This window comes from Modestobacter lapidis (assembly GCF_054780755.1).
Genome location: NZ_BAAGVS010000001.1, coordinates 236,392 through 262,487 on the forward strand (window position 1 = coordinate 236,392; position 26,096 = coordinate 262,487).

General features: G+C 72.5%; 25 protein-coding genes. 21 read left to right on the forward strand and 4 right to left on the reverse strand.

Annotated elements, in window-relative coordinates:
- Nucleotides 1–51: 51 nt before the first annotated feature.
- From ACYVG5_RS01075 to ACYVG5_RS01130, 12 genes are all read left to right on the forward strand, one after another.
- The gene (locus ACYVG5_RS01075) at nt 52–741 is read left to right on the forward strand and encodes a phosphoribosyltransferase (RefSeq protein WP_222045189.1); all 690 of its coding nucleotides are present in this window, start codon (nt 52–54) and stop codon (nt 739–741) included.
- Nucleotides 734–2,029 carry an erythromycin esterase family protein gene (locus ACYVG5_RS01080; RefSeq protein WP_222045191.1) on the forward strand — a complete coding sequence of 432 codons (1,296 nt, stop codon included), beginning with the start codon at nt 734–736 and terminating at the stop codon, nt 2,027–2,029. The genes ACYVG5_RS01075 and ACYVG5_RS01080 overlap by 8 nt, the downstream gene beginning before the upstream one ends.
- Complete coding sequence (locus tag ACYVG5_RS01085; RefSeq protein ID WP_222045193.1) at nt 2,019–2,708, forward strand: dienelactone hydrolase family protein; 690 nt, start codon at nt 2,019–2,021, stop codon at nt 2,706–2,708. Before ACYVG5_RS01080 ends, ACYVG5_RS01085 begins: the two co-directional genes overlap by 11 nt.
- Nucleotides 2,709–3,057: 349 nt before the next feature.
- A complete protein-coding gene (gene mbhE, locus ACYVG5_RS01090; protein ID WP_222045195.1) occupies nt 3,058–5,397 on the forward strand; it encodes a hydrogen gas-evolving membrane-bound hydrogenase subunit E in 2,340 nt (779 codons plus the stop codon).
- Entirely contained in the window at nt 5,394–5,930 is a 537-nt protein-coding gene (locus ACYVG5_RS01095) for an MnhB domain-containing protein (RefSeq protein WP_222045197.1), read from the forward strand. The genes mbhE and ACYVG5_RS01095 overlap by 4 nt, the downstream gene beginning before the upstream one ends.
- Nucleotides 5,927–6,313 (forward strand): NADH-quinone oxidoreductase subunit K, encoded by a 387-nt coding sequence (locus tag ACYVG5_RS01100; RefSeq protein WP_222045199.1) that lies wholly within the window; start codon nt 5,927–5,929, stop codon nt 6,311–6,313. The genes ACYVG5_RS01095 and ACYVG5_RS01100 overlap by 4 nt, the downstream gene beginning before the upstream one ends.
- The gene (locus ACYVG5_RS01105) at nt 6,310–7,845 is read left to right on the forward strand and encodes a Na+/H+ antiporter subunit D (protein WP_222045201.1); all 1,536 of its coding nucleotides are present in this window, start codon (nt 6,310–6,312) and stop codon (nt 7,843–7,845) included. The genes ACYVG5_RS01100 and ACYVG5_RS01105 overlap by 4 nt, the downstream gene beginning before the upstream one ends.
- Nucleotides 7,842–8,366 (forward strand): Na+/H+ antiporter subunit E, encoded by a 525-nt coding sequence (locus tag ACYVG5_RS01110; RefSeq protein WP_222045203.1) that lies wholly within the window; start codon nt 7,842–7,844, stop codon nt 8,364–8,366. The genes ACYVG5_RS01105 and ACYVG5_RS01110 overlap by 4 nt, the downstream gene beginning before the upstream one ends.
- Nucleotides 8,363–8,623 (forward strand): monovalent cation/H+ antiporter complex subunit F, encoded by a 261-nt coding sequence (locus ACYVG5_RS01115; protein ID WP_222045205.1) that lies wholly within the window; start codon nt 8,363–8,365, stop codon nt 8,621–8,623. Before ACYVG5_RS01110 ends, ACYVG5_RS01115 begins: the two co-directional genes overlap by 4 nt.
- Nucleotides 8,620–8,964: a monovalent cation/H(+) antiporter subunit G gene (gene mnhG, locus ACYVG5_RS01120; protein WP_222045207.1), complete on the forward strand. Its 345-nt coding sequence runs from the start codon at nt 8,620–8,622 to the stop codon at nt 8,962–8,964. The genes ACYVG5_RS01115 and mnhG overlap by 4 nt, the downstream gene beginning before the upstream one ends.
- Before the next feature lie 116 nt (nt 8,965–9,080).
- Nucleotides 9,081–9,272 carry a helix-turn-helix transcriptional regulator gene (locus ACYVG5_RS01125; protein WP_222045459.1) on the forward strand — a complete coding sequence of 64 codons (192 nt, stop codon included), beginning with the start codon at nt 9,081–9,083 and terminating at the stop codon, nt 9,270–9,272.
- The gene (locus ACYVG5_RS01130; RefSeq protein WP_222045209.1) at nt 9,262–9,690 is read left to right on the forward strand and encodes a hypothetical protein; all 429 of its coding nucleotides are present in this window, start codon (nt 9,262–9,264) and stop codon (nt 9,688–9,690) included. Before ACYVG5_RS01125 ends, ACYVG5_RS01130 begins: the two co-directional genes overlap by 11 nt.
- Nucleotides 9,691–9,716: 26 nt before the next feature.
- Here the strand turns inward: ACYVG5_RS01130 and add are convergent, their stop codons facing one another.
- The gene (gene add / locus ACYVG5_RS01135; protein ID WP_222045211.1) at nt 9,717–10,736 is read right to left on the reverse strand and encodes an adenosine deaminase; all 1,020 of its coding nucleotides are present in this window, start codon (nt 10,734–10,736) and stop codon (nt 9,717–9,719) included.
- Between the two features lie 208 nt (nt 10,737–10,944).
- On the opposite strand from add, the gene ACYVG5_RS01140 reads away from it, so the two are divergent.
- Nucleotides 10,945–12,579, forward strand: coding sequence for an FAD-dependent monooxygenase (locus ACYVG5_RS01140; RefSeq protein ID WP_222045213.1), 1,635 nt, complete (start codon nt 10,945–10,947; stop codon nt 12,577–12,579).
- A 23-nt stretch (nt 12,580–12,602) separates the two neighbouring features.
- On the opposite strand, the gene ACYVG5_RS01145 is transcribed toward ACYVG5_RS01140, so the two are convergent.
- Both ACYVG5_RS01145 and ACYVG5_RS01150 read right to left on the reverse strand, forming a co-directional pair.
- Nucleotides 12,603–13,475 carry a universal stress protein gene (locus ACYVG5_RS01145; RefSeq protein ID WP_222045215.1) on the reverse strand — a complete coding sequence of 291 codons (873 nt, stop codon included), beginning with the start codon at nt 13,473–13,475 and terminating at the stop codon, nt 12,603–12,605.
- A 58-nt stretch (nt 13,476–13,533) separates the two neighbouring features.
- Entirely contained in the window at nt 13,534–14,346 is an 813-nt protein-coding gene (locus tag ACYVG5_RS01150) for an isocitrate lyase/PEP mutase family protein (protein WP_222045217.1), read from the reverse strand.
- Nucleotides 14,347–14,600: 254 nt separating this feature from the next.
- On the opposite strand from ACYVG5_RS01150, the gene ACYVG5_RS01155 reads away from it, so the two are divergent.
- Entirely contained in the window at nt 14,601–16,097 is a 1,497-nt protein-coding gene (locus tag ACYVG5_RS01155; RefSeq protein WP_222045220.1) for an amidase, read from the forward strand.
- A gap of 70 nt (nt 16,098–16,167) precedes the next feature.
- Here ACYVG5_RS01155 and ACYVG5_RS01160 read toward each other — a convergent pair whose 3' ends face one another.
- Entirely contained in the window at nt 16,168–16,953 is a 786-nt protein-coding gene (locus tag ACYVG5_RS01160; RefSeq protein ID WP_222045221.1) for an alpha/beta fold hydrolase, read from the reverse strand.
- 287 nt (nt 16,954–17,240) lie between these two features.
- On the opposite strand from ACYVG5_RS01160, the gene coxB reads away from it, so the two are divergent.
- Genes coxB through ACYVG5_RS01195 form a run of 7 tightly spaced genes read left to right on the forward strand, consistent with a single transcriptional unit; the run spans nt 17,241 to nt 26,090 of the window.
- A complete protein-coding gene (gene coxB, locus ACYVG5_RS01165; RefSeq protein ID WP_222045223.1) occupies nt 17,241–17,879 on the forward strand; it encodes a cytochrome c oxidase subunit II in 639 nt (212 codons plus the stop codon).
- A complete protein-coding gene (locus ACYVG5_RS01170; RefSeq protein ID WP_222045225.1) occupies nt 17,876–20,431 on the forward strand; it encodes a cbb3-type cytochrome c oxidase subunit I in 2,556 nt (851 codons plus the stop codon). The genes coxB and ACYVG5_RS01170 overlap by 4 nt, the downstream gene beginning before the upstream one ends.
- A complete protein-coding gene (locus tag ACYVG5_RS01175; RefSeq protein ID WP_222045227.1) occupies nt 20,428–20,904 on the forward strand; it encodes a hypothetical protein in 477 nt (158 codons plus the stop codon). Before ACYVG5_RS01170 ends, ACYVG5_RS01175 begins: the two co-directional genes overlap by 4 nt.
- The gene (locus ACYVG5_RS01180; protein WP_222045229.1) at nt 20,901–21,791 is read left to right on the forward strand and encodes a cytochrome c oxidase assembly protein; all 891 of its coding nucleotides are present in this window, start codon (nt 20,901–20,903) and stop codon (nt 21,789–21,791) included. Before ACYVG5_RS01175 ends, ACYVG5_RS01180 begins: the two co-directional genes overlap by 4 nt.
- A 46-nt stretch (nt 21,792–21,837) precedes the next feature.
- Nucleotides 21,838–23,106: an ATP-grasp domain-containing protein gene (locus ACYVG5_RS01185; protein WP_222045231.1), complete on the forward strand. Its 1,269-nt coding sequence runs from the start codon at nt 21,838–21,840 to the stop codon at nt 23,104–23,106.
- Nucleotides 23,107–23,115: 9 nt separating this feature from the next.
- On the forward strand, nt 23,116–25,155 hold the full coding sequence (locus ACYVG5_RS01190) for a CocE/NonD family hydrolase (protein WP_222045233.1): 2,040 nt from the start codon (nt 23,116–23,118) through the stop codon (nt 25,153–25,155).
- 23 nt (nt 25,156–25,178) lie between these two features.
- Nucleotides 25,179–26,090, forward strand: a complete 912-nt coding sequence (locus ACYVG5_RS01195) for a diacylglycerol/lipid kinase family protein (protein WP_222045236.1) — start codon at nt 25,179–25,181, stop codon at nt 26,088–26,090.
- The last annotated feature ends 6 nt before the right edge of the window (nt 26,091–26,096 follow it).

The following is a 26,096-nucleotide window of genomic DNA, read 5'->3' on the forward strand; positions in this document are numbered from 1 at the left end:
GCTGTGCGGGATGCCCGCCCGGGTGCCGGAGCCCGGCGAGGAGGGGAACCGATGTCACCTGACCAGAAGCCGTTCGCGGATCGGCGGGAGGCCGGCCGGGTCCTCGCGGACCGGTTGTCGGACTACGCGCACCACGACGTCGTCGTGCTGGGGCTCCCGCGCGGAGGAGTGCCGGTCGCCGCGGAGGTCGCAGCTGCGACCGGCGGGGCGCTCGACGTCCTCATCGTCCGCAAGCTCGGTCTGCCCGGACAGCCGGAGCTGGCCATGGGTGCGATCGCGGCCGTCGGCGACGCGGTGGAAACCGTCCGCAACCAGTCGGTGATCGAGGCCGGTGGCGTGGACGAGAGCGCCTTCGAGGCCGTTCGGCAGCGCGAGTCGGACGAGCTGCGCCGGCGCACTGAGGCCTATCGCGGCGGGCGGGCGGCCACCCCGGTCCACGGCCGGGCGGTGATCGTCGTCGATGACGGGCTGGCCACCGGGTCGACGATGCGGGCCGCGCTCGCCGCGGTGCGCAAGCAGCAGCCCCGACGGCTCACCGTGGCGGTTCCGGTGGCCTCGGGAGCCGTGTGCGACCGGCTCGCGGCCGAGGTGGACGAGGTGGTCTGCGTGTGGACGCCGGAGTTCTTCTCCGCGGTGGGCCAGGGGTACACGGACTTCTCCCCGACGCAGGACGACGAGGTCCGGGCCGCGTTGGCAGCGGCTGCCGGCAGCACCGGGGAAGAGGGCAGGGCGGATGTCTGATGACGACGGACGGGTGCAGGACATGGCCCGGCCCCTGCGTGATGCCGACGACCTGGATCCGTTGCTGGACCGGATCGGCGAGGCGCGGGTGGTGCTGCTCGGAGAGGCCTCGCACGGCACGCACGAGTACTACGCGTGGCGGGCGGCGCTCACCCGCCGGCTGATCACCGAGCGGGGTTTCTCGTTCGTCGGGGTGGAGGGCGACTGGCCCGACTGTCACCGGGTCAACTGCTCGGTGACCCTGGCCTCGGCGGCCGAGGACCCGCGGGAGGTGCTGCGCGGCTACGAGCGCTGGCCGACGTGGATGTGGGCCAACGAGGAGGTCGCGGAGTTCACCCGCTGGCTGCGGGCGCACAACGCCGAACGCCCGCCGGCCGACCGGGTGGGCTTCTTCGGCCTGGACGTCTACAGCCTCTGGGACTCCCTGCGGGCGATCCTCGGATACCTGCGCGAGCACGAGCCCGCGCACGTCGACACCGCGTTGGCCGCGTTCCGGTGCTTCGAGCCCTACGCGGAGGACCCGCAGGCCTATGCCCGGGCGACCCGGCTGGTGCCGACCAGCTGCGAGGACACCGTGGTCGGCATGCTCGGCGAGCTCCGCGCCGGCGCGGCGACCGATGGTGGGCCGGACCGGGACGCCGCGTTCAACGCCGAGCAGAACGCCCGGGTCGCCGCCGGCGCCGAGGCCTACTACCGGGCGATGGTCCGCGGCGGGCCCGACTCGTGGAACGTCCGCGACCACCACATGGTCGACACGCTCGACCATCTTCTGAACCACCACGGGCTGGGTGCCAAGGCGGTCGTCTGGGAGCACAACACCCATGTCGGGGACGCCCGGTACACCGACATGGGCGAGGCGGGCATGGTCAACGTCGGTCAGCTGGCCCGCGAGCGCTACGGCGAGGACGAGGTCGTGATCGTCGGGTTCGGCAGCCACCACGGCAGCGTCCTGGCCGCGGACAGCTGGGGTGCCCCCGTGCAGCAGATGCCGCTGCCTCCGGCCCGCCGGGGGAGCACGGAGGCACTGCTGCACGACGCGGTGGCCGAGGCGAGCGCGCTGTTCGTCTTCCCTCGGGAGCAGCCTCGGTGGCTGGCCGAGGAGCGCCCGCACCGCGCCGTCGGCGTCGTCTACCACCCCGGCGCCGAGCGCTGGGGCAACTACGTGCCCACGGTCCTGGGCCGCCGGTACGACGCCTTCTGCTGGTTCGACGAGTCCCGGGCGCTGACCCCGCTGCACGACGTCCACCCCTCCGGAGCGGAGCTGGAGACCTTTCCCGATGCCGATTGAGCAGCAGCCGCTGCAGCGCACCGTCGAGGTGCCCGCGTCCGGGGCGGAGCTCGCCGGCGATCTCGTCGTCCCGGCCGGGGCCCGCGGCGTGGTGCTGTTCGCCCACGGCAGCGGCAGCAGCCGGCACAGCCCCCGCAACCGGCAGGTCGCCGCCGCCCTCCAGGGCGCCGGCTTCGGCACGCTGCTGATGGACCTGCTGACCGAGGCCGAGGAGGAGGTCGACGCCGGCACCCGGGAACTGCGCTTCGACATCCCGCTGCTGGCCGGGCGGCTCACCGACGCCGCCGACTGGCTCGACGCTGCAGACGGGACCGCCGGCCTGCCACTGGCGACGTTCGGTGCCAGCACCGGTGCAGCCGCCGCGCTCATCACCGCCGCCGACCGGCCGGGCCGGGTCCGCGCGGTCATCTCCCGCGGCGGGCGGCCCGACCTCGCCGGGGAGGCGCTGGGTCGTGTGCAGGCACCGGCGCTGCTCATCGTCGGCGGCGCCGACCAGCAGGTGCTGGAACTGAACCGGACCGCCGCCGTCCAACTGGCGGGGGAGAACGACGTCGCCGTGGTGCCCGGCGCGACCCACCTCTTTCCGGAGCCCGGAGCACTGGAGGAGGTCATCGACCGGTCGATCGACTGGCTGCACCGATGGCTGCCGCTCCCACCGGCAGCCGTGGCCGCCCGCTGACCGGCCGGGCGGCCGATGTCCCAGGTGTGCCCACCCGGCGGCCGGGGCACACCGGGCATGGTCGAGGGCGGCGGGAACGGCGCCGCCCTCCGTCCCGCCATCGACCGGAAGTCACGGATCCGTCATGTGCACGGGCCGAGCCGCGGGTAGGGGGGACGGGTCCACATCGAGGTCGGACAGGACACGAGGAGGGCCGCGATGCCACGGATCGACGGGATCGCCGAGCCGTGGCGTCTGCGGGCGCCGTCCGGGAGCGGGGAGCGCAGGGCCGGGTCCGACGTGGGGGCGCCGGCGGCCCGGACGCCGGCCGGCTGATGGACGAACCGGCCGCGGCGACGGCCCGACGCCCGTGATCGCGCTCCTCCTGGCCCATCTCGTCCTGGCCGCGGTCGCCGCGGCGCTGAGCACCCGTCTCGGGTCCAGGGCGCTGGCCGTGGGTGCGCTGGCCCCGGCGATCTCCTTCGCCTGGTTGGCCGCTGCCGCACCGGACGTCCTCGCCGGGCAGCCGCGGCGGGCCGCCTGGACCTGGGCGGACACCCTCGGCCTCGAGGTGCCGCTGCTGCTGGACGGGCTGTCCCTGCTGCTCGGCCTCGTCGTCACCGGGGTCGGGGCCCTCGTCCTCCTCTACGGCGTGCACTACTTCGCCGGCCGGGAGCACGGGATGGCGCGGACGTCCGCCGTGCTGGTCCTCTTCGCCGGCGCGATGCTGGGGCTGGTCCTGGCCGACAACGTGCTGGCGCTGTACGTCGCCTGGGAGCTGACCACCGTCTGCTCCTTCCTCCTCATCGGGGACGAGGGGCGGGACGGCGCACACCGGTCCGCGGCGCTCCGGGCGCTGCTGGTGACGACCGGGGCCGGCTTCGCCCTCCTGCTCGGGCTGCTGCTGCTGGGCGACGCGGCCGGCACCTACCGCCTCTCCGCGATCGTGGCCGCGCCGCCCGAGGGCGCGCAGGCCGCCACCGCGGTGGTCCTCGTGCTGGTCGGTGCGCTCGCGAAGTCCGCCCAGGTGCCCTTCCACCCCTGGCTGCCCGCCGCGATGGTGGCACCCACACCCGTCAGCGCCTACCTGCACGCCGCGGCCATGGTGAAGGCCGGGCTCTACCTCGTCGCCCGGCTCGCCCCGGCGTTCGCCGAGGTGCTGCCCTGGCGCCCGATCGTGCTGGCGGTCGGGGTGGCGACCATGGTGCTGGGCGGCTGGCGGGCGCTGGCCCAGACCGATCTCAAGCGCCTGCTCGCCTACGGCACGATCGCCCAGCTCGGCTTCCTGCTCGTCCTGCTGGGAGCGGGCACCCGGACCGCGGCCCTGGCCGGCGCGACGATGCTGCTGGCGCACGCCGCCTTCAAGGCCACCTTGTTCCTGGTCGTCGGGATCATCGACCACGAGGCCGGGACGCGGGACCTGCGGGAGCTCAACGGGGTGGCCCGCCGGGCGCCCGGCCTCGCGGCGGTCGCCGTGCTGGCCTGCCTCTCGATGGCCGGGCTGCCCCCGACGCTCGGGTACCTGGGCAAGGAGGCCGCCTTCGAGGCCTTCCTCGAACCCGGGACCGGGCACCGCTGGGTGCTGGCCGGGATCGTCGCAGGGTCCGTGCTCACCGTCGCCTACACCCTGCGGTTCCTGTGGGGGGCGTTCGCCGACCGGCCCGGGGTCGAGCAGCGGCTGGAGCACCGGCCGCCGCCGGGCTTCCTCGCCCCGGCCGCGGTGCTGGGCGGTGCGGGGCTGCTCGGCGGCCTCCTACCCCCGGTGGTCGACGCGCTGGCCGGCGGGCATGCCGATGCCTACCCGCTCGAGCACAGCTACCACCTGGCGCTCTGGCACGGGTTCTCGCCACCGCTGTTCCTGTCGCTGTTCACGCTGGCAGCCGGGGCCGCCCTGCACCTGGGCCGGGACCGGGTCGCCGCGGCGCGGAGCGCGCTGCCCGCGGGGCCGTCGGCCGAGGGCAGCGAGGACCGGCTGGCCCGCGGGGTCCTCGCCGCGGCGGGTGCGTTGACCCGGCGGACGCAGATCGGCTCGCTCCCCGGCTACCTGGTCGTCGTCCTGCTCGTGGTCTGCGTGGGGCCCGGTGGCGTCCTCCTGGTCCAGGTCGGCCTCCCGGCGCGCTTCCGGGCCTGGGACACCCCGGGCCAGGCGATCGTCGGCGCCGTCGTCGTGGCAGCCGTCGTGGGCGTGGTCCTCATCCACCGCCGGATCACGGCGGTCCTCGTCCTCTCGGCGGTGGGCTACCTCGTCGGGCTGCTGTTCCTGGTGCACGGTGATCCCGACCTGGCGCTCACCCAGGTGCTGGTAGAGACGCTCACCCTGCTGGTCTTCGTCCTGGTCATCCGCCGGATGCCGCCGGAGGTCCGCCGGCCGCCGGAGGTGCTGCGCGGTGCCCGCGCCGGCGTCGCGCTGCTGGTCGGGGCGCTCGCCACCCTCGCGACCCTCACCATCAGCGCCCGGCACGTGCCCTCCCGCTCCATCGAGGGCTACTTCAGCAAGGCCCCGGAGGCGGGCGGGCCCAACGTCACGAACGTGATCATCACCGAGTTCCGGGCCCTGGACACCGTGGGCGAGGTGACCGTCCTCGCCATCGCCTCGACCGGGGTGGCCAGCCTGGTCCTCGTCACCAGCCGGTTGCGCGGGACCCCGCGGGGCGGTCACCGGCAGCCGGCCGCGGCGCGGCAGGAAGCGGAACAGGAGGAGGCGTCGTGACCGACGACCATCGGCGGCCGGTGGCCGTGCCACGCAGCCGTCTCCTGGCGGCCGCCGACCGCCAGGACCCCGACGAGCGGTCACTGCTCCTGGAGGGCCTTGCCCGGATGGTCCACCCGAGCATCCTCGTCGTCGCGGTGTACCTGCTCTTCGTCGGTCTGCACCATCCCGGCGGCGGATTCGCGGCGGGCCTCGTCGCCGGCCTGGGCCTGGTCCTGCGCCGGTTGGCCGGCGGCCCGCAGGAACTCGCCACGGCGATGCCGCTGCCGCCGGGAGGGCTGCTCGGTGGTGGACTGCTGCTGGTGGCCGGGTACGCCGCGACCGGGGTCGTGGTCACCGGTCAGCTGCTGGCCGGAGCGGTGTGGAGTCTGGAGGCCGGGTTCCTGGGGCACGTGGAGATCCCGTCCTCGCTGGTCCTGGAACTCGGGATCGCGCTGATCGTCGTCGGGCTGACCCTCGACGTCCTCCGGACGCTCGGGGCCGACGAGCCCGCCGACGAGCCCGCCGATGGAAACGCGGAGCGGACGACGTGAGCAGCGGAAACCTCACGCTGTCCCTCGTCGTCGGGGTCCTGTTCACCGGCGGCAGCTACCTGCTCCTGCAGCGCAGCCTGCTGCGCGTCGTCCTGGGGTTCGTGCTGCTCGGGCACGCCGTCAACCTGGTGCTGCTCGTCGCCGGCGGCCCGGCAGGGCGGCCGCCCGTGGTCGGGGAGACGACGCCGGAGGCGGCCGCCGACCCGCTGCCGCAGGCCATGGCGATCACCGCGGTCGTGATCACCCTCTCCGTCACCGCGTTGCTGCTGGCCCTCGCCGATCGCAGCGTGACCCTGCGCGGGGTCGACGACGTGCCCGACGCCCTGGAGGATGCCCTCGCCGACGACGGCGACCGAGGCACCCCGGGGGAGGGGGACCGGTGAGCACCGCGGTGCTGCTGTCGGTGCCCGTGGTGCTGCCGCTGCTCGGCGCGGCGGTCTCGCTGCTGCTCAGCACCCGGCCGGTGGCCCAGCGGGTGCTCGGGCTGACGGTGCTCGTCGCGGTGCTCGCCGACGCCGTCGTGCTGCTCGTCCGGGTGGACGCGGCGCAGCGGCTGGTCCTCTACGCGGGCGGGTACGCGCCGCCGCTGGGGATCACCCTGGTCGCCGATCGCTTCGCCGCGCTCGCCCTGCTCGTGGCCGTCGTCGTCTGCTTCGCCGTCATGCTGTTCGCGATCGGCCAGGGCACCGCCGAGGACCGGATCGAGAACGTCCCCGCGGTGTTCCACCCCGCCTACCTGGTGCTGCTGGCCGGGATCGCGCTGGTCCTGCTGACCGGCGACCTGTTCACCCTGTTCGTCGGCTTCGAGGTCATGCTCATGGCCAGCTACGTGCTGACCACCCTCGGGCCGACCGTCGAGCGGGTCCGCGCGGGAATGATCTACGTGAGCACCAGCCTCACGGCCACGATCCTGCTGCTGACCACGATCGGGCTGATCTACGCCGTCACTGGCACGGTCAACCTCGCCCAGCTGGCCGATGCCGTTCCCGGGCTGTCCAGCGGGCTGCAGGAGTTCCTCGGCCTGCTGCTGCTCACGGTGCTGGGCATCAAGGCGGCCATGGTTCCGCTGCACTGGTGGCTGCCCGACAGCTACCCGGCCGCGCCCGCCCCGGTCACCGCGGTCTTCGCCGCGCTGCTGACCAAGGTGGCCGTCTACGCGATCGTCCGCACCCAGACCCTGCTGTTCCCGCGGGACGAGCCCTGGGTGCTGCTGCTCGTGCTGGCCGCCGTCACGATGCTGGTGGGCGTCCTCGGTGCCCTGGTCCAGGACGACCTCAACCGGGTGCTGTCATTCACCCTCGTCTCGCACATCGGCTTCATGCTCTTCGGCCTGGCGATGTCCTCGGTCGCCGGGCTGACCGGGACGATCCTGTACTTCGTCCACCACATCACCGTGCAGTCGGCGTTGTTCCTGGTCGCCGGGCTGGCCGAGCGACGACGGTCCAGCACCGCGCTGGCCGACCTGGCCGGGCTGGCCCGCAGCGCCCCGCACATCGCCGTCCTCTTCCTCGTGCCCGCGCTGAGCATCGGCGGCATCCCGCCGCTGGCCGGCTTCATCGGCAAGCTGGCCCTGCTGCAGGCCGCGGTCGGCGGCGCGACGGCACCGGTGCTCGTCGTGGCCGGCGTCGCGCTGCTCACCAGCCTGCTCACGCTGGCCGCCATGGGCCGGGTCTGGATGATGGCGTTCTGGGGGAAGCCGCCCGAGGAGGTGCCCCACGGGGGGGCGGGCACGACGACGGCCACCCGGCGGGCCGGCGGCCTCATGACCACCGCCGCGGCCCTGGCCGTCGCCGCCGGGCTGACCCTGGCCGTCGCCGCCGGGCCGCTGTCGGCCTACGCGAGCCGGGCCGCGGAGGACCTGGCCGACCGGGAGGGGTACCGCACCGCCGTGCTCGGAGAGGAAGGAACCTCGTGACCGACCGGATCCTGCTGACCGGCTGGCTGGTGGTCGTCTGGGTGCTGCTCTGGGGTGCCCTGACGCCGGCGGTCATCCTCTCCGGCGTGCTCGTGGCCCCGTTGTGCCTGGCGGCGTGCCGGCTCCCGGCGGTGCGGCTGCGGTCCCGGCCCCGCCTGGGCGGCTCCCTCCGGGCGCTCGGGCGCCTCGCGGTGGAGCTGGCGACGTCCACGGCCCAGGTCGTCTGGACGGTGCTGCGGCGCGGCCCGGCCACCCGCTCGGCCATCGTCGGCGTGCGGCTGCCGGCCCACGGCGAGCCCCTGCCGGACCTGCTGGTGGCGATGGCCGCCAACCGCCTGTCCGTGGTCCCGGGCACGCTCGTCGTCGACATCGACCGCCCGTCGAACACCCTGTACATCTACGTGCTGGACGTCCGCTCCGAGGAGGACGTCGAGGAGGCCCGCCGGGGCGCCGAGCGGGCGGTGCACGACGTGCTGGCGGCGGCCGGGTACGCCGGCCCGGAGCGGGAGGAGAGCCGGTGAGCGCGGTGCTGCTGATCACTGCCGCGCTGCTGCTGGTGGCGGCGGGACTCACCCTGTTCCGGCTGCTGCGCGGGCCGTCCCTCTACGACCGGCTGGTCGCCCTGGACCTGCTGGTGGTGATCATCATGGGCGGCATCCTGGTCGAGGCCCTGCAGCGCAACGAGAGCGCCAACGTCCTCCTGCTCGTGGTCGTGGCCCTGCTCGGCTTCCTGAGCACGGTCTCGGTGCTCCGCTTCGACGTGGAGGAGCGGCGATGACCGGCACCGAGATCGCCGCCTCGGTCCTCCTGCTCGGCGGCGCGCTGCTCGCGGTCCTCGCCGGCGTCGGGATGGTGCGGCTGCCGGACGTCGGGTCGCGGCTGCAGGCCGCCACGAAGCTGCAGGTGATCGGCCTGGTGGTGCTGGCGGCCGGGGCGGCGCTGCTGGTCCCCGTCTCCGAGGTGCTCAAGCTGGCGCTGGTCGTCCTCTTCCAACTGGCCACCGCGCCGGTGCTGGCGCAGCTCGTCGCGCGGGAAGCGCACCGCGCCGGGGTCGGGAAGCCGCTGGTCCGCGACGAGCTGCGGAACGGAGAGGGCCCTGGCGCACCGCCACCCCGGTGACTCGGCCGAGCTGCGCCGTGACGTCGCTCCCGTCCCCGAGTGACAAGGGCGCTTGACATCGCCTGTGACGTCAAGGACGCTTGTCCAGTCAAGCGTCCTTGACCATCCGAGGTGCGATGAAGAACGACGTCCGAGAGCTCCGGCTGGCCGCCGGGCTCTCCCAGCGGGAGTTGGCCGAGATGCTCGACGTGTCCCGGCAGACGGTGAACTCCATCGAGACCGGCCGCTACGACCCCTCGCTCCCGCTCGCCATCACCATCGCCCGCCACTTCCACCGCACCGTCGAGGAGATCTTCCATGTCGACTGAGGAACGGACCCGCACGAAGCGGGCGCTCGCGCTGGGCGCGGCCGTGGCTGCCCTGGCGTTGCTGATCGCCGCCGGCCTGCTGCTGCGCGAGTACGCGCCCGGCCACATGGGCGTGGGCTTCCTGCAGGGCTCGGCGGTCGGGCTGGTCGGGGTCGCGATCATGGTGTGGCGGGTGAGCCGGCGCCCGACGAGCGCGACGACCCTCGAGCGGGCGTGGACCCAGACCGGTGACGAGCGGGACGACGCCGTGCTCACCCGGGCCCTGGCGGTGCTCGGCCTGCTCGCGTTCCCGCTCACCGGTGCCGCGGCGATCGCGATCGGCCTGGGTGCCCTGCCGGAGATGGTGCTGACGCTGCTGCTCCTCGCCGAGGTCGCGGTGGGCGCGGTCGCCTTCGCCGTCGTCGACCGCCGCAGCTAAAGAGGTGGTGCGTGCGCGGGGCCGGCTCAGCTCGGGAGCGCGGCGTCGACCTCGTCGAGGAAGCGGGCCCGCAGCGTGGCCGGCAACCAGGCCATCTCGAAGGAGTTGCGGGCCAGGGTCGCGACCTCGGCGATGGCCAACGGCGTCTCCTGGTGCACGCGGCGGAAGCACTCGGCGACGTAGCCGTCGAAGTACGCCGGGTCATCGGAGTTCACGCTGACCAGCACGCCTGCGTCGAGCAGTCGCTTCGTCGCGCCGTCCCAGGCGGAGCCGCGGACGAAGCCGTTGGAGATCGGGCAGACGGTGAGCCCGATCCCGCGCTCGATGACCTCCGCGAGCAGCGCCGGGTCCTCCAGGATGTTGACGCCGTGATCGATCCGGTCCACCCCGATGACGTCCAGCGCCTGCCGGATGTGGTCGAGGGTGCCGGGCTGGTCGAGGTCGCAGTGCATGGTCAGCAGGTAGCCCTCCGCGCGGGCCCGGGCGAAGACCTTGTCGAACTTGACCGGGGGGTTGCCGCGCTCGTCGGAGTCGAGCCCGACGCCCACGATCCAGTCCTTGTAGGGCAGCGACTCCATCAGGGTGGCCATCGCGTACTCGGCGGAGAAGTCGCGCAGGAAGCACATGATCAGTGCGGCGTGCAGGTCGAGGGTGCGGCGCGCGTCGACGACGGCCCGGCGCAGTCCCCGCAGGACCGTGCCGAACTCGACCCCCCGCGACGTGTGCGCCTGGGGGTCGAAGAAGATTTCGGCGTAGCGCACGTTCTGGGCCGCGGCCCTGGTGAAGTACGCCATCGCCAGGTCGTAGAAGTCCTGCTCGGTGACCAGTACCTGCATGTTGCGGTAGTAGCCGACCAGGAAGCTGGCCAGATCGTGGAAGGGGCTCTCGCGCCTCATCTGGTCGGCGTCGGCATAGGGCAGGTCGATGCCGTTGCGCCGCGCGAGCTCGAACACCAGCTCGCCTTCCAGCGTGCCCTCGATGTGCAGGTGCAGCTCGCACTTGGGCACCGCCGCGATGAAGCTCTCCACGTCCTCGTCAGTGGTCATGGAGGCAGTCTCGCCCCAGCCGGTTCGGCTGCCGGCGCCACCCCCGCGCCAGGTGCCGCTCCGGCGGGGTGGCGCCTTGACACGCCCCCGGCCGGCAGCCATCGTGACCGGCACCACACAGCCGCCATGCGGACATCCGTCCGTTGCGGTCACCACGAGGGTCGGCCGGCTTCGCAGCGGGTCGGCACCTCCGCGAAGGGATGGTTCCGTGCCTGATCGCCATGTCCCGGTCCTCGTCGTGGGCGGCAGCCTCGTGGGGCTGTCCACGTCGGTCCTGCTGGCCGGCCACGGGGTACCGCACCTGCTGGTCGAGCGGCACCGTGGCACCGCCATCCACCCGCGGGCGGCGTCGTTCCACCAGCGCACCATGGAGATCTTCCGGAGCGCCGGCCTGCAGGAGGCGGTGGAGCAGGCGGCGGCGGAGGAGTTCGTCCAGAACGGTGCGATCGTGTCGGTCGAGACGCTCACCAGCGACGAGGTGACCTACTTCTACCGCTCCTTCAACGAGGGTGTCGAAGGGCTGAGCCCGACGTCGCGGCTCTTCATCACCCAGATCGGGCTCGAGCCGCTGCTCCGCGACCGGGCCCGGGACCGCGGCGCGGAACACCTCTACGGCACCGAGCTGGTCAGCTTCGAGCAGGACGACGACGGCGTCACCTCGGTGATCCGCAGCCGGGACGACGGGTCGGAGCAGACGGTGCGCTCGGACTACCTCGTGGCGGCCGATGGTGCCCACAGCCCGATCCGGCAGCGGTTGGGCATCGAGATGCAGGGGCGGGGCACCTTCGCCGAGTGCGTCACCATCTACTTCAAGGCCGACATGCGCGAGCTGATCCGGGATCGGCCGCTCAGCGTCGTCTACATCTCCCACCCGGAGCTCCTGGGCTTCTTCCGCTTCTCGTTCACCGGTGACTCCGGCTTCCTCGCCGTGTTCTCCACGACGAACCCCGACGGGACCCGCAACACGCATGCGGGCAAGGAGCTCGATGCCGCCGGCTGCGCTGAGCTGGTGCGGAAGGCGCTCGGCCGCCCGGACATGGCGGTGGAGGTGGACGACGTCCAGCCGTGGACCGCCGCCGCCGCGCACGCCGCCAGCTTCCGGCACGGACGGGTCTTCCTGGCCGGGGACTCCGCGCACACCATGCCGCCGACGGGGGGCTTCGGGGGCAACACCGGGGTCGCCGACGCACACGATCTGGCCTGGAAGCTCGCCATGGTGGCCGACGGCCGGGCCGGTGCCGGGCTCCTGGACACCTACGACGCCGAACGCAGGCCGGTGGGTGCCCTGATCGCCGAGCAGGCGTACACGCGTTACGTGCTGCGGGTCGATCCGAGCCTGTCGAAGGACAACCTCGCGGCCCCGCTCGACGACGCCTCGATCGAGCTCGGCGCCGTCTACGCCTCGGCCGCGGTCCTGGCACCGGAGCGCCCGGATCCGTCCGCTCCACCGCTGGACGACCCTCGTGCGCCGAGCGGGCGACCCGGCACCCGAGCAGCTCATCTGAGCATCACCCGCGACGGTGTCGACATGTCGATCCTCGATGTGTTCGGCGCGTCCTTCGTGCTCCTGACCGGACCGAACGGGCGGGCGTGGCAGCAGTCGGCGGCGAGCCAGGTGCCGGATCTCGTCGCGTTCCGGGTCGCTCCGGACGGCGACCTGGTCGCTGCCGCCGGCGCCCTCGAGGACGCCTACGGCATCGGCTCCGACGGCGCGGTCGTCGTGCGTCCCGACGGCGTCATCGCTTGGCGGTCCACGGGCGCCGTGGCCGACCCGACCGGAGTCGTCGGGTCCGTGCTGCAGCGGCTGCTCTTCCGGAGTGGGGCGGGCGCGCCCGTCACGTGACGGTGGAACCGGTTCGCTGCGGATCAGGACCATTCTCCGCGGTTCGCCGGCGGCTGGATCGGCACCACGGCCACGGGCCCGGTGGCCCGGTGCAGGACGGCATGTGTCGTCGACCTCAACGTCGCGAGGGGTCCGCGGCGGCGGTGTCCGATGACCAGCAACTCCGCCGTCAGGGCTGCGGCGAGCAGGATCTGGGTGGTCTTGTGCCGGGCGATCACCTGACGGACGACGACATCGGGCCACTCCTCCTGCCGCCCCGCCAGTGCCCTGCTGAGCACGCGCTCCTCCCCGTTGCGGACGGCGGCCCAGTCGATCACCGGGCCGTCCGACTCGTACTCGGCCGGCGGGATGTCCCGCCAGGCATGGACGGCAACGAGGTCCGTTCCGCGGAACGAGGCCTCCTGCAGGGCGAAGCCGAGCACCTCGTCGGCGTGCCGGTGCGCTTCGACGCCGACCACCACCGAGCGGCGACCGCGGACGACGACCGACGTCGTGTTGTCGGGCACCACCACGACGGGGCAGCGGGCGGAGGCGGCCACGCCGTTGGCCGTCGACCCGACCCGCGGGCCGTCCAGCCGCCGGGTGCCCCGGCCACCCATGACCAGCAGCTGTGCCTCCGCGGAGATGGCGCGCAGGACGTCCACCGGGTCGCCCTGCTCGATCGACCACTGCACCCCGACGTCCCGGTCGGCCTCGGTGAGGGCCTCGGCGACCTGCCGCACGGTGGTGTTCGCGTGCGTGCGCAGCAGGTCGGGGACGTCGAGCGAGGCGTGCAGCAGGTGCAGCGGCGCACCGCGTCGACGGGCTGCTTCGGCGGCGAACCGGGCAGCCCGGTAGGAGCTGCCCGATCCGTCGATCCCGGCGACGACCGGGCGCTGCGCACGGTCAGCGGTCATCGCGTCCCCTGGTCATCGCCGAGCCGGTCCGGCGACCAGGCCGTGACGGGCCGCCGCACTACCGCTCGCGGGCCGGCGGCGCGGCAGCCACGGTCTGCTGCAACGGGCCGTAGCCGATCGCCGGAAGTGGGGACGGGCCGCCCTCGGCCGCTGCCCGTGCGGTGGCGACCGCCGCCGCGAGGGCGGAACGGTAGAGCGCCGAGCCGGTGCTGACCCGCCGCACGCCGACGGCGCCCAGGCCGGCGAGCGTCGCGCCGGGCTGCCACAGCAGGTTGAGGGGCAGGGCCACCTCGGCGACCAGGGTGGCGACCACGGCGGGATCGGTGAGGCCGGGGACGAAGACGCCGGCCGCTCCCGCGTCCCGGTAGATCCGCAGCCGCCGTCCCGTCTCCGCCGGCCGGCCCGCAGCGGGCCCGGGCTCCAGCCAGTAGGTGTCCGTACGGGCGTTGACGAAGAGGTCCGGGGCGGCGGCGGTGACCGCGGCGATCACGGCGGCGTGCTCGGCCGCCGGTCGCAAGCTCCCATCGGGCCGCCCGTCCTCCAGGTTGACGCCGGCGACACCGGCGTCCGCGAGCCGCCTCGCGATCCGCGCCACCTCCCGCGGATCGTCGCAGTAGCCGCCCTCCAGGTCGACGGTCACCGGCACCCGCAGCCGGACCGCGAGCGTCTCGGCCAGGGCGATGGTGAGGTCGCGGCCGGCACCGGCGCCGTCCGGCAGGCCCGCGGCCGCGGTCACCCCCAGGCTCGTGGTGCCGACCGCCGGGAACCCGGCGTCCTGCAGGAGGAGGGCGGAGGCGACGTCCCACGCGTTCGGCAGCAGGAACGGCACCGGCGACCGGTGCAGCCCGGCGAAGGCCGCCTGGTGGCTCATGCCCGGCCGATCAGGACGCTGGCCGGCTTCGGCAGGTCGGGCGGGAGCTCGTTGTCCGGCACCGCATCCGCCAGGGGCTGCACGTCGATCACTCCCTCCGGGTTCCCGAGGTGGCGCAGCGTAACTCGTGCGGCATCTCCACCGCGCCGGCCGCCCGTTCCCTGGACGCGCTCGATGTTGACCGCGCGGCTCGGTGCGTGGGTGGATGAGCTGGATCACAGGCACCTCGGCGAACCGAGACGACTGGAGTTTCCATGCCCCTCCCCAGGCCCACGCCCGCCGAGCTGGCCGGCATCGCCGAGCGACTCGGCTACCGCAGTGCGCTGGACTCGATCGACGAGTACACGGCCCTGGTGTCGGCGATGCTCGACGCCTACGACGCGGTGGATGCGGTCGGGGAACAGCCCGTCCTCGCCTCCCGGGGGCCGGTCGAGAGCCGGTTCCCGACGGCCGAGGAGGACCCGCACCACGCCTGGTACGTGCGCACGTCGATCCGGGGCGCCGCCGAGGGCCCGCTGGCCGGGATGAAGCTCGCGGTCAAGGACAGCGTCATGGTCGCCGGGGTGCCGATGATGAACGGCGCGGACCTCCTCGAGGGGTACACGCCCGACGTCGACGCCACCGTGGTGACGCGGGTGCTGGAGGCGGGCGCCGAGATCGTCGGCAAGACCGCCTGCGAGTATTTCTGCCTCTCCGGAGGCAGCCACACCAACGCCCACGGCCCCACCCACAACCCGCACCGGCACGGGTGGTCGGCGGGAGGCTCGTCCAGCGGCAGCGCGGTGGCGGTGGCCACCGGAGAGGCCGACCTCGCGCTGGGCGCCGACCAGGCCGGCTCCATCCGGATGCCGGCGTCCTTCTCCGGCATCGTCGGGCTCAAGCCGACCTACGGTCTCGTCCCGTACACGGGCATCGCCCCGATCGAGGCCCTGATCGACCACGTGGGGCCGATGGCCCGCACGGTCGAGGGCAACGCGCGACTGCTCCAGGTCATCGCGGGGGCGGACGGCGTCGACCCGCGCCAGCGGGACGTCCACGTCGGGAACTACACCGCGGATCTCGGCGCCGGGGTCCGCGGCCTCCGGGTCGGCGTGCTCCGCGAGGGCTTCGGTCATCCGGGCGGCGAGCCGGACGTCGACATCCAGGTCCGCCAGGCCGCCACGGTCCTGGAGAAGCTCGGCGCCGACGTGGCGGAGGTGTCCATCCCGCTGCACCTCCTCGGCCCGGCGCTGTGGACCCCGATCGCCATCGAAGGCCTCACCGAGACCGTGCTCCGCAACCAGGGGTTCGCGATCAGCCGGGACGACCACTACCCGGTCGACATGATGGAGCACCTGCTCCGCCGCCGCGGCGATGCCGATCGCCTGCCGGCCAACGTCAAGCTCTTCACGCTGCTCGGCAGCTACGTCCAGGACACCCTCGGTCGTACCTACTACGGCAAGGCCGTGAACCGGGTGCGGACGCTGCGGGCGGCGTACGACGCGGCCCTGCGGGACGTCGACGTCCTGCTGATGCCCACCACCCCGCAGAAGGCGCAGCCGCTGCCCGACCCGGCCGACGGCGTGGCCGAGTGGTGCCGGCGGGCCACCGAGATGTTCGCCAACACGTGCCCCTTCGACGTCACCCATCACCCGGCGCTCAGCCTCCCGTGCGGGGTGTCCGACGGGCTCCCCGTCGGGCTCATGCTGGTCGGCCGGCACTTCGACGAGGCGACCCTCTACCGCGTCGGGCAGGCCTATGAGCACTCCTGACGGGACCCTGCCGTCGTGCGCGGGCAGTGAGTCAGGCTGGCCTGCCATGTCCTGGAGCCGCCGACATCTGTCAGACGGCCGTGTTCCCGAGAATCAGGCGGATGGTCTCCTGCGGCTGGTCCCACATCGGGAAGTGGCCGCACCGGTCGAACCAATGGAGCTCCGCACCCGGGAAGCGTGCCATCGCCGCTGCCGCCTGGGCGGGTGTGACGACCCTGTCCTGGCGCCCCCAGCCGATGACGACGCGGCCCGGGGTGGAACCCACCGGAGCACCCTGCTGGTCGGGGCCGTGCACCAGCGCGTCCAGCAGGGAATCGTAACCGGCCGAACCGGCCCAGGACTGCAGTTCGCGCAGCACCAGCTCCTGCGGCAGGGCCCACGGCCTGCTGCTCAGCTGCGCGAGGAGTGCGGTCCGGCCGACCGGATGCGAGGTCAGCAGCGGCAGTGCGGGCTGCAGCGCGCGGACCAGACGGATCGACGTCCCGATCGACACCTGGAACGCCCGCTTCTGCATGGGGCTCCAGAACCCTCCTGGGTCCAGCGCCACCGTGTCGCCGCCGACCCCCCGGCGAGCCAGCTCGAGAACCAGACGGGCTCCGACCGAGCTGCCCACCAGATCGACCCCGGTGAGACCGTGATCGTCGATGAAGGTGGTCAGTGCATCGGCCAGCGCGGCGATCGTGAGGTCGCCGCTCAGCGGTGGCGTCTCGCCGAAGCCGGGCAGATCCACCACGATGACCTCGCGCCGTGCGGACAGGCCGTCCAGCACCGGCGCCCACGTGCGCCAGGTGGAGCCGAGGCCGTGCACGAGGAGCAGGGGAACGCCTTCGCCCAGTCGCTCATGATGCATCCGCATGGCTCACGGTGTCACGTTCCCGGACATCGCGGCCCATCGGATCGTCCCGACCGAGATCCGCGGACGACGAGGCCCCCGGGCCCGACGCACCGCGCCCCGGCGTTCCCGCGTCGGGTCGCCCCCGCCGCTCTGGTCCGGGTACGGTCGAGCGGCTCCGATCCTGGTGGAGGCGGCATGCCCGGTGTCCCGTCGGTCAGTGCACCGCGTGGCTCGCAGCTGCCCCTGGCCCGACCCCCGGCACCCGGCGGCGTCGCCCGGGTCGCTGCTGAAGCGCTGGCAGGCCGTCGGTGAACGACGCCGCCAGCGGCAGCCTCGATCCGAAGGGCCCCTCCGCGGAGGCGATCGCGGATCTCTGGTGGCTGATGCTGGCCCTCGGCGTGGCCGTGTTCGTCCTCTTCGCCGTGCTGCTCGCGGTGGGCCTGTTCCGGCGGCGGCCCGCCGACGAGAGCGCCGAGGGGAGGCAGCCGTCGGAGAAGCGCTGGATCGTGGCCGGCGGCGTGGTGCTGCCCGTGGTCGTCCTGACCGTCGTGTTCGGTGCGACGGTCGCCGCGATGCGCGCCATGCCGAACGAGAGCCCGCCGGAGGCGCTGGTGGTCGAGATCACCGGCCATCAGTGGTGGTTCGAGGTCTCCTATCCGGAGGAGGGGGTCACCGTCACCGACGAGCTCCACCTGCCCGTCGGGCGGCCGGTCACGCTCCGCCTGACCTCGGCGGACGTCATCCACAGCTTCTGGGTGCCCGAGCTGGGCGGCAAGATGGACATGCTGCCCGACGGCGTCAACGTCCTGCAGCTGCGGGCCGACGAGCCGGGGGAGTGGGGCACGCAGTGCGCGGAGTTCTGCGGGCTCGAGCACGCCACCATGCGGGTGCACGTCGTGGCCGAGAGTCCCGCTGCCTTCGCGACCTGGATCGAGCAGCAGCAGTGAGTGCCGACCGGGGCGCCCCGCGTCCGGGCCCGGGGACGCCGGAAGTCACCGACCCGGGGACGGCCGAGCAGCTCGACCGCATCTGGGACGACCCGCCGGGGCTGCGGGGCCAGCTGACCGGCGTCCAGAACGACCTGGTCGGCAAGCGCCTGGTGCTGACCGGCTTCTTCTTCCTGCTCCTCGGCGGCAGCTTCGACTCGCTCATCATGCGCCTGCAGCTGGCCTTCCCCGAGCAGGAGCTGGTCAGCCCGCAGTTCTACAACGAGCTGTTCACCAACCACGGCTCGGTGACGATGTTCCTCGTCATCCTGCCGATCTTCGAGGGCTTCGCGATCCTCATCCTGCCCTCCATGCTGGGCAGCCGGGAGATGCCCTTCCCGCGCCTCGGCGCCTTCTCCTACTGGACGTTCCTCTTCGGCGGGCTGCTCTACTACAGCAGCGCCCTGTTCCAGCTGGTGCCCGACGTCGGCTGGTTCGCCTATACCCCGCTGAGCGGGCCGGAGTACTCGCCCGACCTCGCGGTCGACTTCTGGATCCTCGGGCTGGGCGTCGCCGAGATCGGCGCCATCGCCGCCGGGGTCGAGATCATCATCGGCATCCTGAAGATGCGCGCCCCCGGCATGACGCTGACCCGGATGCCGCTGTTCGCCTGGGCGTTCCTGGTGATGGCGTTCATGATCCTCTTCGCCTTCACGCCGCTCATCATCGGCAGCCTGCTCCTCGAGCTCGACCGCGGTTTCGGTACCCAGTTCTTCGATCCCGAGCTCGGCGGCAGCTCGCTGCTCTGGCAGCACCTGTTCTGGATCTTCGGGCACCCCGAGGTCTACATCCAGTTCATCCCCGCAGTCGGCATCGTGGCGATGATCCTTCCGGTCTTCGTCCGGCACCGCCCGGTCGGCTACATCTGGTTCGTCGCCTCGCTGGTCGGCATCGGGTTCCTGTCCTTCGCGCTGTGGGCGCACCACATGTTCGCCGTCGGGCTGCCACCGCTGGTGCTCAGCTTCTTCGCGGCCGCGAGCATGGCGATCTCCATTCCTGCGGGCGTCCAGATCTTTTCCTGGCTGGCCACCATCTGGGCCGGGCGGCCGGTGTGGCGAACTCCGTTCCTGTTCGTCGTCGGCTTCCTGATCATCTTCGTCATCGGCGGGATCACCGGCGTGATGGTCGCCTCCGTGCCGTTCGACCTGCAGGCTCACGACACCTACTTCGTCGTGGGGCACCTGCACTACGTGCTCATCGGCGGCGTCGCCTTCCCGATCTTCGCCGGCGTCTACTACTGGTTCCCGAAGTTCACCGGCAAGCTGCTGGACGAGCGGCTGGGGAAGTGGAACTTCTGGCTGCTGTTCGTCGGCGTGAACGTCGCCTTCTTCCCGATGCACCAGGTCGGGCTCATGGGGATGCCGCGGCGGGTCTACACCTACGAGGCGGGTCAGGGCTGGGACATCTTCAACCTGATCTCGACGATCGGGGTGCTGATCATCGTGCCCGGCATCGGGGTGTTCGTGTGGAACGTCATCCGCACCATCCGGCGGGGGGAGCAGGCCGACGCCAACCCGTGGGGAGCCGACACCCTGGAGTGGGCGCTGCCGTCGCCGCCCAAGCAGCACAGCTGGACCGAGCCACCGATCGTGCGCAGCCGGCACCCGCTGTGGGACCAGGAGCGGCTCGACCGGGGCGACCCGCAGCTGATGCACTTCGTGCGCGGGCTCGGCCAGTGGCCGCTGAAGTGGCGGGCGGCGGTGGTCGTCGGCACCGCGGACGGTCGACCCGTGGAGGTCTTCCGCGTCTCGAACCCGTCCATCTGGCCGCTGGTCACCGCGGGCGGCGTGGTGCTGATCTTCCTCAGCGAGCTCGTCAAGCTGCGGTGGGGAGCGGGAGTCGGTGCCCTGATCATCATCGCCGCCGTCGTCGCCTGGAACTGGCCGCAGCCGGCGCCGATGACCGCGGACGAGGAGGATGCGTTCGAGCGTGAGTACGGCGTCCCGGTGAACGCCCACGGCAGCGTGATCGTCGCCCGGTCCGGAACGCTGCTCGCCATCCTCTTCGTCGCCGTGGCCTTCTCCGCCCTGCTGCTGAGCTACTTCTACCTGCGGCTGGAGAACCCGCAGTGGCCGGTGGCCGGTGTCCGCAATCCGCCGCTGGGCCAGGCGTCGGTCGCTGCCGCGCTCGTCGTGGCCGGTGCGGCCGGCGTGCCGTTCGCGCAGCGGCAGATCGGCCGGGGCGACATGCGCGGTTTCCGCGGCGGGCTGCTCGCTGCCCTGCTCCTGGCCGGTGGCGGGGTGGTGGTCCAGGTCGTCGACCTGGTGCAGCTCGACGTGGGCTGGACGGCGCACGCCTACGGCTCGATCTTCTACACCCTCGCCGGCTTCGTCGTCGTCGTCGCCTCCGCCGCGTTGATCATGCTGGCGATGGTCATCCACTGGGCCTCCCGCGGGACGTACACGTACCGCCGGCACGCCCCGATAGCCAACGTGGCCCGCTTCTGGGTGGCGATGGCGGTCATCTGGGTCGTCGGTTTCGCGACGCTCTACCTCGGGCCGGCCCTGACATGAGCACTTTCGACCCCGCGGCGCGCCGCCCCCCGCCACCGGAGCCGGAGGAGGCGGCCACGGCGAGCGGTGGCACGCCGGCCCCGGTCGACGTGTCGGTCGACACCCGGGCGGTGACCGCCGTCGTCGTCCTGCTCGCCGGGCCGGTGATCAGTTCGGTCCACTTCCTGCTGGTCTACCTGGTGGTGGAGGCCGGCTGCACCGGCGGCGGTCCCGGGCTGGAAACCTTCGACCCGCCGGTACCGACCGTCGTCACCCTCGTCGCCACCGCGGTCGCCGCGCTCGCCTGCGCGGCGACCGCATGGTGGGGCCTGGCCCGGTGGCGGGCGCTGCACCGGGCCAGGCCGGAGGCGCGCACCGAGGAGCTCGTCGACCGGCAGCCGCTCGCCTTCGGCGGGTTCCTGCTGTCGCTGCTGGGCCTGGCCACCGTGCTCTTCGTCGGCCTCCCCGCCCTGTTCCTGCAGGCGTGCACGTGAGCCCCGGGACGCTCGCGCACGACGGCGCGCACCTGGTACCGGAGGAGCTCTGGACGGCCTGGAACGCCGACCCGGTGATCCTCACCGGTCTGCTGCTGGCCACCTGGGCCTACCTGCGGGGCCGCAGCCGCGGTCGGGCCCGGGCCGCCCAGACGTGGCGGGCGCGGTGCTTCGCCGGCGCGCTCGCCGCGATCGTCGTCGCCCTGGTCTCGCCGCTGGACGCGCTGTCCGACGCGCTGGCGTCCGCGCACATGGTGCAGCACCTGCTGCTCACGCTCGTCGCCGCGCCGCTGCTCGTGCTGAGCGCCCCGGGGGGCCGGCTGCTGCGCGGTAGCCCCGCCGTCGTCCGTCGCGCGATCAGCCCGTCGCGACGACGGCTGCGCCTGGCCGCGGTGACGCATGCGCTGCGGCATCCGGGAACGGCGTGGCTGCTGCACGTGGGGACGTTCTGGGCCTGGCATGCGGCCGTGCTGTACGACGCCGCGGTGCAGAACGCCGCCGTCCACGCCCTCGAGCACGCGACCTTCCTGATCACCGGCGTGCTGTTCTGGCGAACCGTCATCGGCGTCCGTGCGGCGCGGGTCCCCGCCGGCCTCGGCGTCCTGCTCGTCTTCGGCATGGCGATGTCGAGTGCGCTGCTCTCCGTGCTGCTCACGTTCGGCCGGAGCCCCTGGTACTCCGCCTACGCGGCGACGACGCACACCTGGGGGTTGGCGCCGCTGGCGGACCAGCAGCTGGCTGGCGCCATCATGTGGATCCCGGCCGGGCTGGTGCACGTCGTCGTCGCACTCGGTCTGCTCGTCACGTGGATCCGCGGAACCGAGGACGACGAGGCCCCGGCCGCACCCGTGGTGACCCGGGACCACCAACTCCAGGCGCCGAGGTGAACGGTTCCGCTGTGTGATCAGCGGACCAGTGGGTAGCGGGCCGACGATGCCTGCACACATCTTCGTACTGGGCCTGGACGCGCTGAACCTCGAGACGCTCCGGCATCTCGAGCCGGACGAGTTCACGTTCCACGAGCTGCTTCCCAAGGACGAGCTCATCGGAATCGAGAACATCGACCTGGCCGGACTGCTCGATCGGGCGGCGCAGCAGCTCGAGGCGTTCGACGGTCCGATCGATGCGATCGTCGGCTACTGGGACTTCCCGGTCAGCTCCATGCTGCCCATCCTGTGCCGGCGGTTCGGTGTTCCGGGCCCCCCTCTCGACGCCGTCGTGAAGTGCGAGCACAAGTACTGGAGCCGGATCGAGCAGCGGAAGGTGATCGAGGAGGTTCCCGAGTTCGCGCTCGTCGACCTCGACGAGCACGAGGGTCTTCCGCCGAACCTTCGTTATCCCGTGTGGCTCAAGCCGGTGAAGTCGGTGTCCTCGGAGCTCGCCTTCCGCGTCGGCGACCGCGACGAGCTGAACGCGGCGCTGACGGAGATGCGCCAGGGCATCGACAAGTACGGGGAGCCGTTCGAATTCGTTCTCGGACAGCTGGACCTGCCACCGGAGATCGCCCGAGTCGGAGCAACCGCCTGCCTGGCCGAAGAGGCCGCTGTCGGCCAGCAGGTCACCGTCGAGGGATACAGCGTCGGGGGAGAGGTCCACGTCTACGGCATCGTCGACTCGTTGACCTATCCGGACACCTCGAGCTTTCTCAGGTACCAGTATCCGTCGCAGCTCCCGGAGCGAATCCGTGCCCGGTTGGCGGAGATCTCGCAGAAGGTGGTCGAGCAGCTGGGACTCGACTCGATCACCTTCAACATCGAGTACTTCTGGGACCCCGACAACGATCGGATCCGGCTGCTCGAGGTGAACCCGCGGCACTCGCAGTCGCACGCCCTGCTGTTCGAGCACGTCGACGGCGTCTCGAACCACGAGGCCATGATCAAGCTCGCTCTCGGCCGGACACCGAGAAGACCGGCAGGCGAGGGACCGTACGACGTGGCGGCCAAGTGCTATCTCCGGGCATTCGACGACGGCGTCGTGGTGCGAAGCCCGTCGCGCGCAGAGGTCGAGCGAATCGAGCAGGAGCTCGACGGTGTCACCGTGCGCGTGGTGGCGGAGACGGGAAGCCGGTTGTCGGACCTCGCCCAGCAGGACAGCTACAGCTACGAGTTGGCTCAGGTCTTCGTCGGTGCACGCGACGAGGCCGAGCTGATCGAGACGTACGAGAGGTGTGTCCAGATGCTCGCCTTCGAGATCCAGAACTGAGCACCCGCGATGGCCGATTCCCCACTCCTCGCCGTGCAGGAGCTCCCGTACGACGTCATCGAGGAGGAGCACGTCTGGATTCCGATGACCGACGGCACCCGCCTGGCCGCCCGGATCTGGCGTCCGCCCGAGTCCGATGTCGAATCCGTGCCGGCGATCCTGGAACTGATCCCCTATCGGAAACGCGATCTGACGGCCTACCGCGACTCGATCCACCATCCCTACATGGCGGGCCACGGGTATGCCTGCGTGCGCGTCGACCTGCGGGGCAGCGGTGACTCCGAGGGAGTGCTGACCGACGAGTACCTCGAGCAGGAGCTCCGCGATGCCGAGGACGTCCTCGCCTGGCTCGCGGACCAGCTCTGGTGCGACGGCAACACGGGGATGATGGGCATCTCCTGGGGTGGCTTCAACGCACTGCAGGTGGCCGCCCGCAGACCCGCCGGGCTGGGCGCGATCGTGACGGTCTGCTCCACCGACGACCGGTACGCCGACGACGTCCACTACATGGGTGGCTGTCTGCTCAGCGACAACCTGTCGTGGGCCTCGACCATGTTCGCCTACAACTCCTGCCCACCCGACCCCGCCCTGGTCGGGAACCGATGGCGGGACATGTGGCTGGAGCGGTTGCAGGGCAGCGGCCTGTGGCTGGACACGTGGCTGCAGCACCAGACGCGCGATACCTACTGGGAGCACGGTTCCATCTGCCAGGAGTACTCGGAGGTCGACTGTCCGGTCCTCGCGGTGAGCGGGTGGGCCGACGGCTACTCCAACGCTGTCTTCCGGATGATCGAGCACCTCGACGTACCGCGCCAGGGCCTGATCGGACCGTGGTCGCACAAGTACCCGCACCTCGGTCAGCCCGGACCGGCCATCGGCTTTCTCCAGGAGGTGGTCCGGTGGTGGGACCGCTGGCTCAAGGGCATCGACAACGGCACCACCGACGCGCCGATGCTCCGGGTCTGGATGCAGGACAGCGTTCCGCCGCTGACCGCGTACGAGGACCGCCCGGGCCGCTGGGTGGGAGAGCCGAGCTGGCCGTCACCGCACGTCGACGAGGTCGCGCATCCACTGGCGCGGAACCGGATCGCCGCTCCGGCCGACGTGGTGGCCGAGGAGATCCTGGGCATCGAGTCCCCGCTGTCGGTGGGGCAGTTCGCCGGCAAGTGGTGTTCCTACAACGCTCCTCCGGACCTGCCCTACGACCAGCGCGAGGAGGACGGTGGGTCGCTGGTGTTCGACTCCGATGTCCTCGGGGAGCGATACGAGATCCTCGGCGCCCCCGTGGCCGAGTTCGACATCAGTGCGAGCCGCCCCGATGCCATGGTGGCCGTGCGCCTGTCCGACGTGGCGCCCGACGGGCGGGCGACACGGGTCACCTACGGCCTGCTCAATCTCACGCACCGCGACGGGCACGCAGACCCCCGGCCCCTCGAGCCCGGCCGGCGCTATCGCGTCCAGGTGCGGATGAACGGCGTCGCCCATGCCTTCGCGCCCGGGCACCGCCTGCGGCTGTCCGTCTCGTCGTCGTACTGGCCGCTGGCGTGGCCGTCACCGGAATCGGCACGGCTCGAGGTGCACACGGCGTCGAGTCGCCTGATCCTGCCGACCCGCCCGCTGCGGGAGTCGGACGAGGTGTCCGGCCAGCCGTTCGGGGAGCCCGAGGGCGCGCTGCCGATCTCGGTCACGCCGCGCCGGCCCGGTGAGCACAAGTGGGCGGTCACCCGAGACCTGATCGGCTACGAGTCCGCGCTCGAGGTCGTCAACGACCTGGGTGTGCTGCGCTTCGACGACATCGACCTGGAGGTGACACGACGGGCAGCGGAGCGGTACAGCTCGGTCGCCGACGACTACGGGTCGATCCGCGGGGAGACGAACTGGACCATGGCGTTCCGCCGCGGCGACTGGCACGTGCAGACGGTGACCCGCACGGTGCTGACCTCCACGGCCACGGACTTCTGCCTGTCCGCCCAACTGGATGCCTACGAGGACGAACGCCGGATCGTCTCGCTGAACTGGAACCGCACGATCCCGCGAGATCACGTCTGACGTGGTAGGCCATGGGGAGAAGCATGCAGAAACTTCTCGTGCTGCTGAACCGGGACGCCGGAACCGCTGACGACGTCTCGGTGGAGGCGGCGCTGGACGAACTGCGCCGGGGCGCCGAGGTGACGGTGGCCGCCACCGCCGACGAGGCCGAGCTCCTCGAGGCGGTGGGCGGCCGCGGGGACCGCCGCCTGGTCGTTCTCGGTGGTGACGGGTCGGTGCATTCGGCGATCCGTGCGCTCGACAGCGCCGGGGCGCTGGGCCCCGGCGAGCCGGTCGGCGTTATCCCTCGGGGAACAGGGAACGACCTGGCCCGGACCCTCGGGCTGCCGCTGGATCCGGTCGCCGCGGCCACCGTGGTCCTCGCCGGGCTTCCATGCCCGGTGGACCTGCTGCGCGGCGACGACGGCGGGCTGGTCGTCAACGCCGTCCACGTCGGCGTCGGCGCCCGGGCCAGTGCCGAGGCCATCCGGTTCAAGGGTCGGCTGGGTACGGCGGCCTTTCCACTCGGGGCGGTCATCGCCGGCCTGACGACCAGGGGCGTGGCACTCCGGGTGGAGGCCGACGGCGAGGTCGTCGGCTCCGAGGCCGGGGGCTGGGCAGCCGACGGGAGCACCGAGGTGCTGCTGGTCGGGGTCTGCAACGGCCCGACGATCGCCGGCGGCACGTCCCTGGCACCCGGCGCGCTGATCGACGACGGGATGGCGGAAGTGGTGGTGTCCACCGCCACGGGTCCGGTGGTCCGTGGCGCGTTCGCGGCGGCGCTGCTCACCGGGGCGCACGTGGACCGCCCCGACGTTCAGATCGCGCGGGCCCGGCACGTGCGCATCCAGGGGGGCCCGGTCGACCTGGTCGCGGACGGCGAACTGCAGCAGGCCGTGGGATCGCGGACGTGGCGGGTCGACCCCGGAGCCTGGTCGGTTCTCGTGCCGCGCTGACACCGT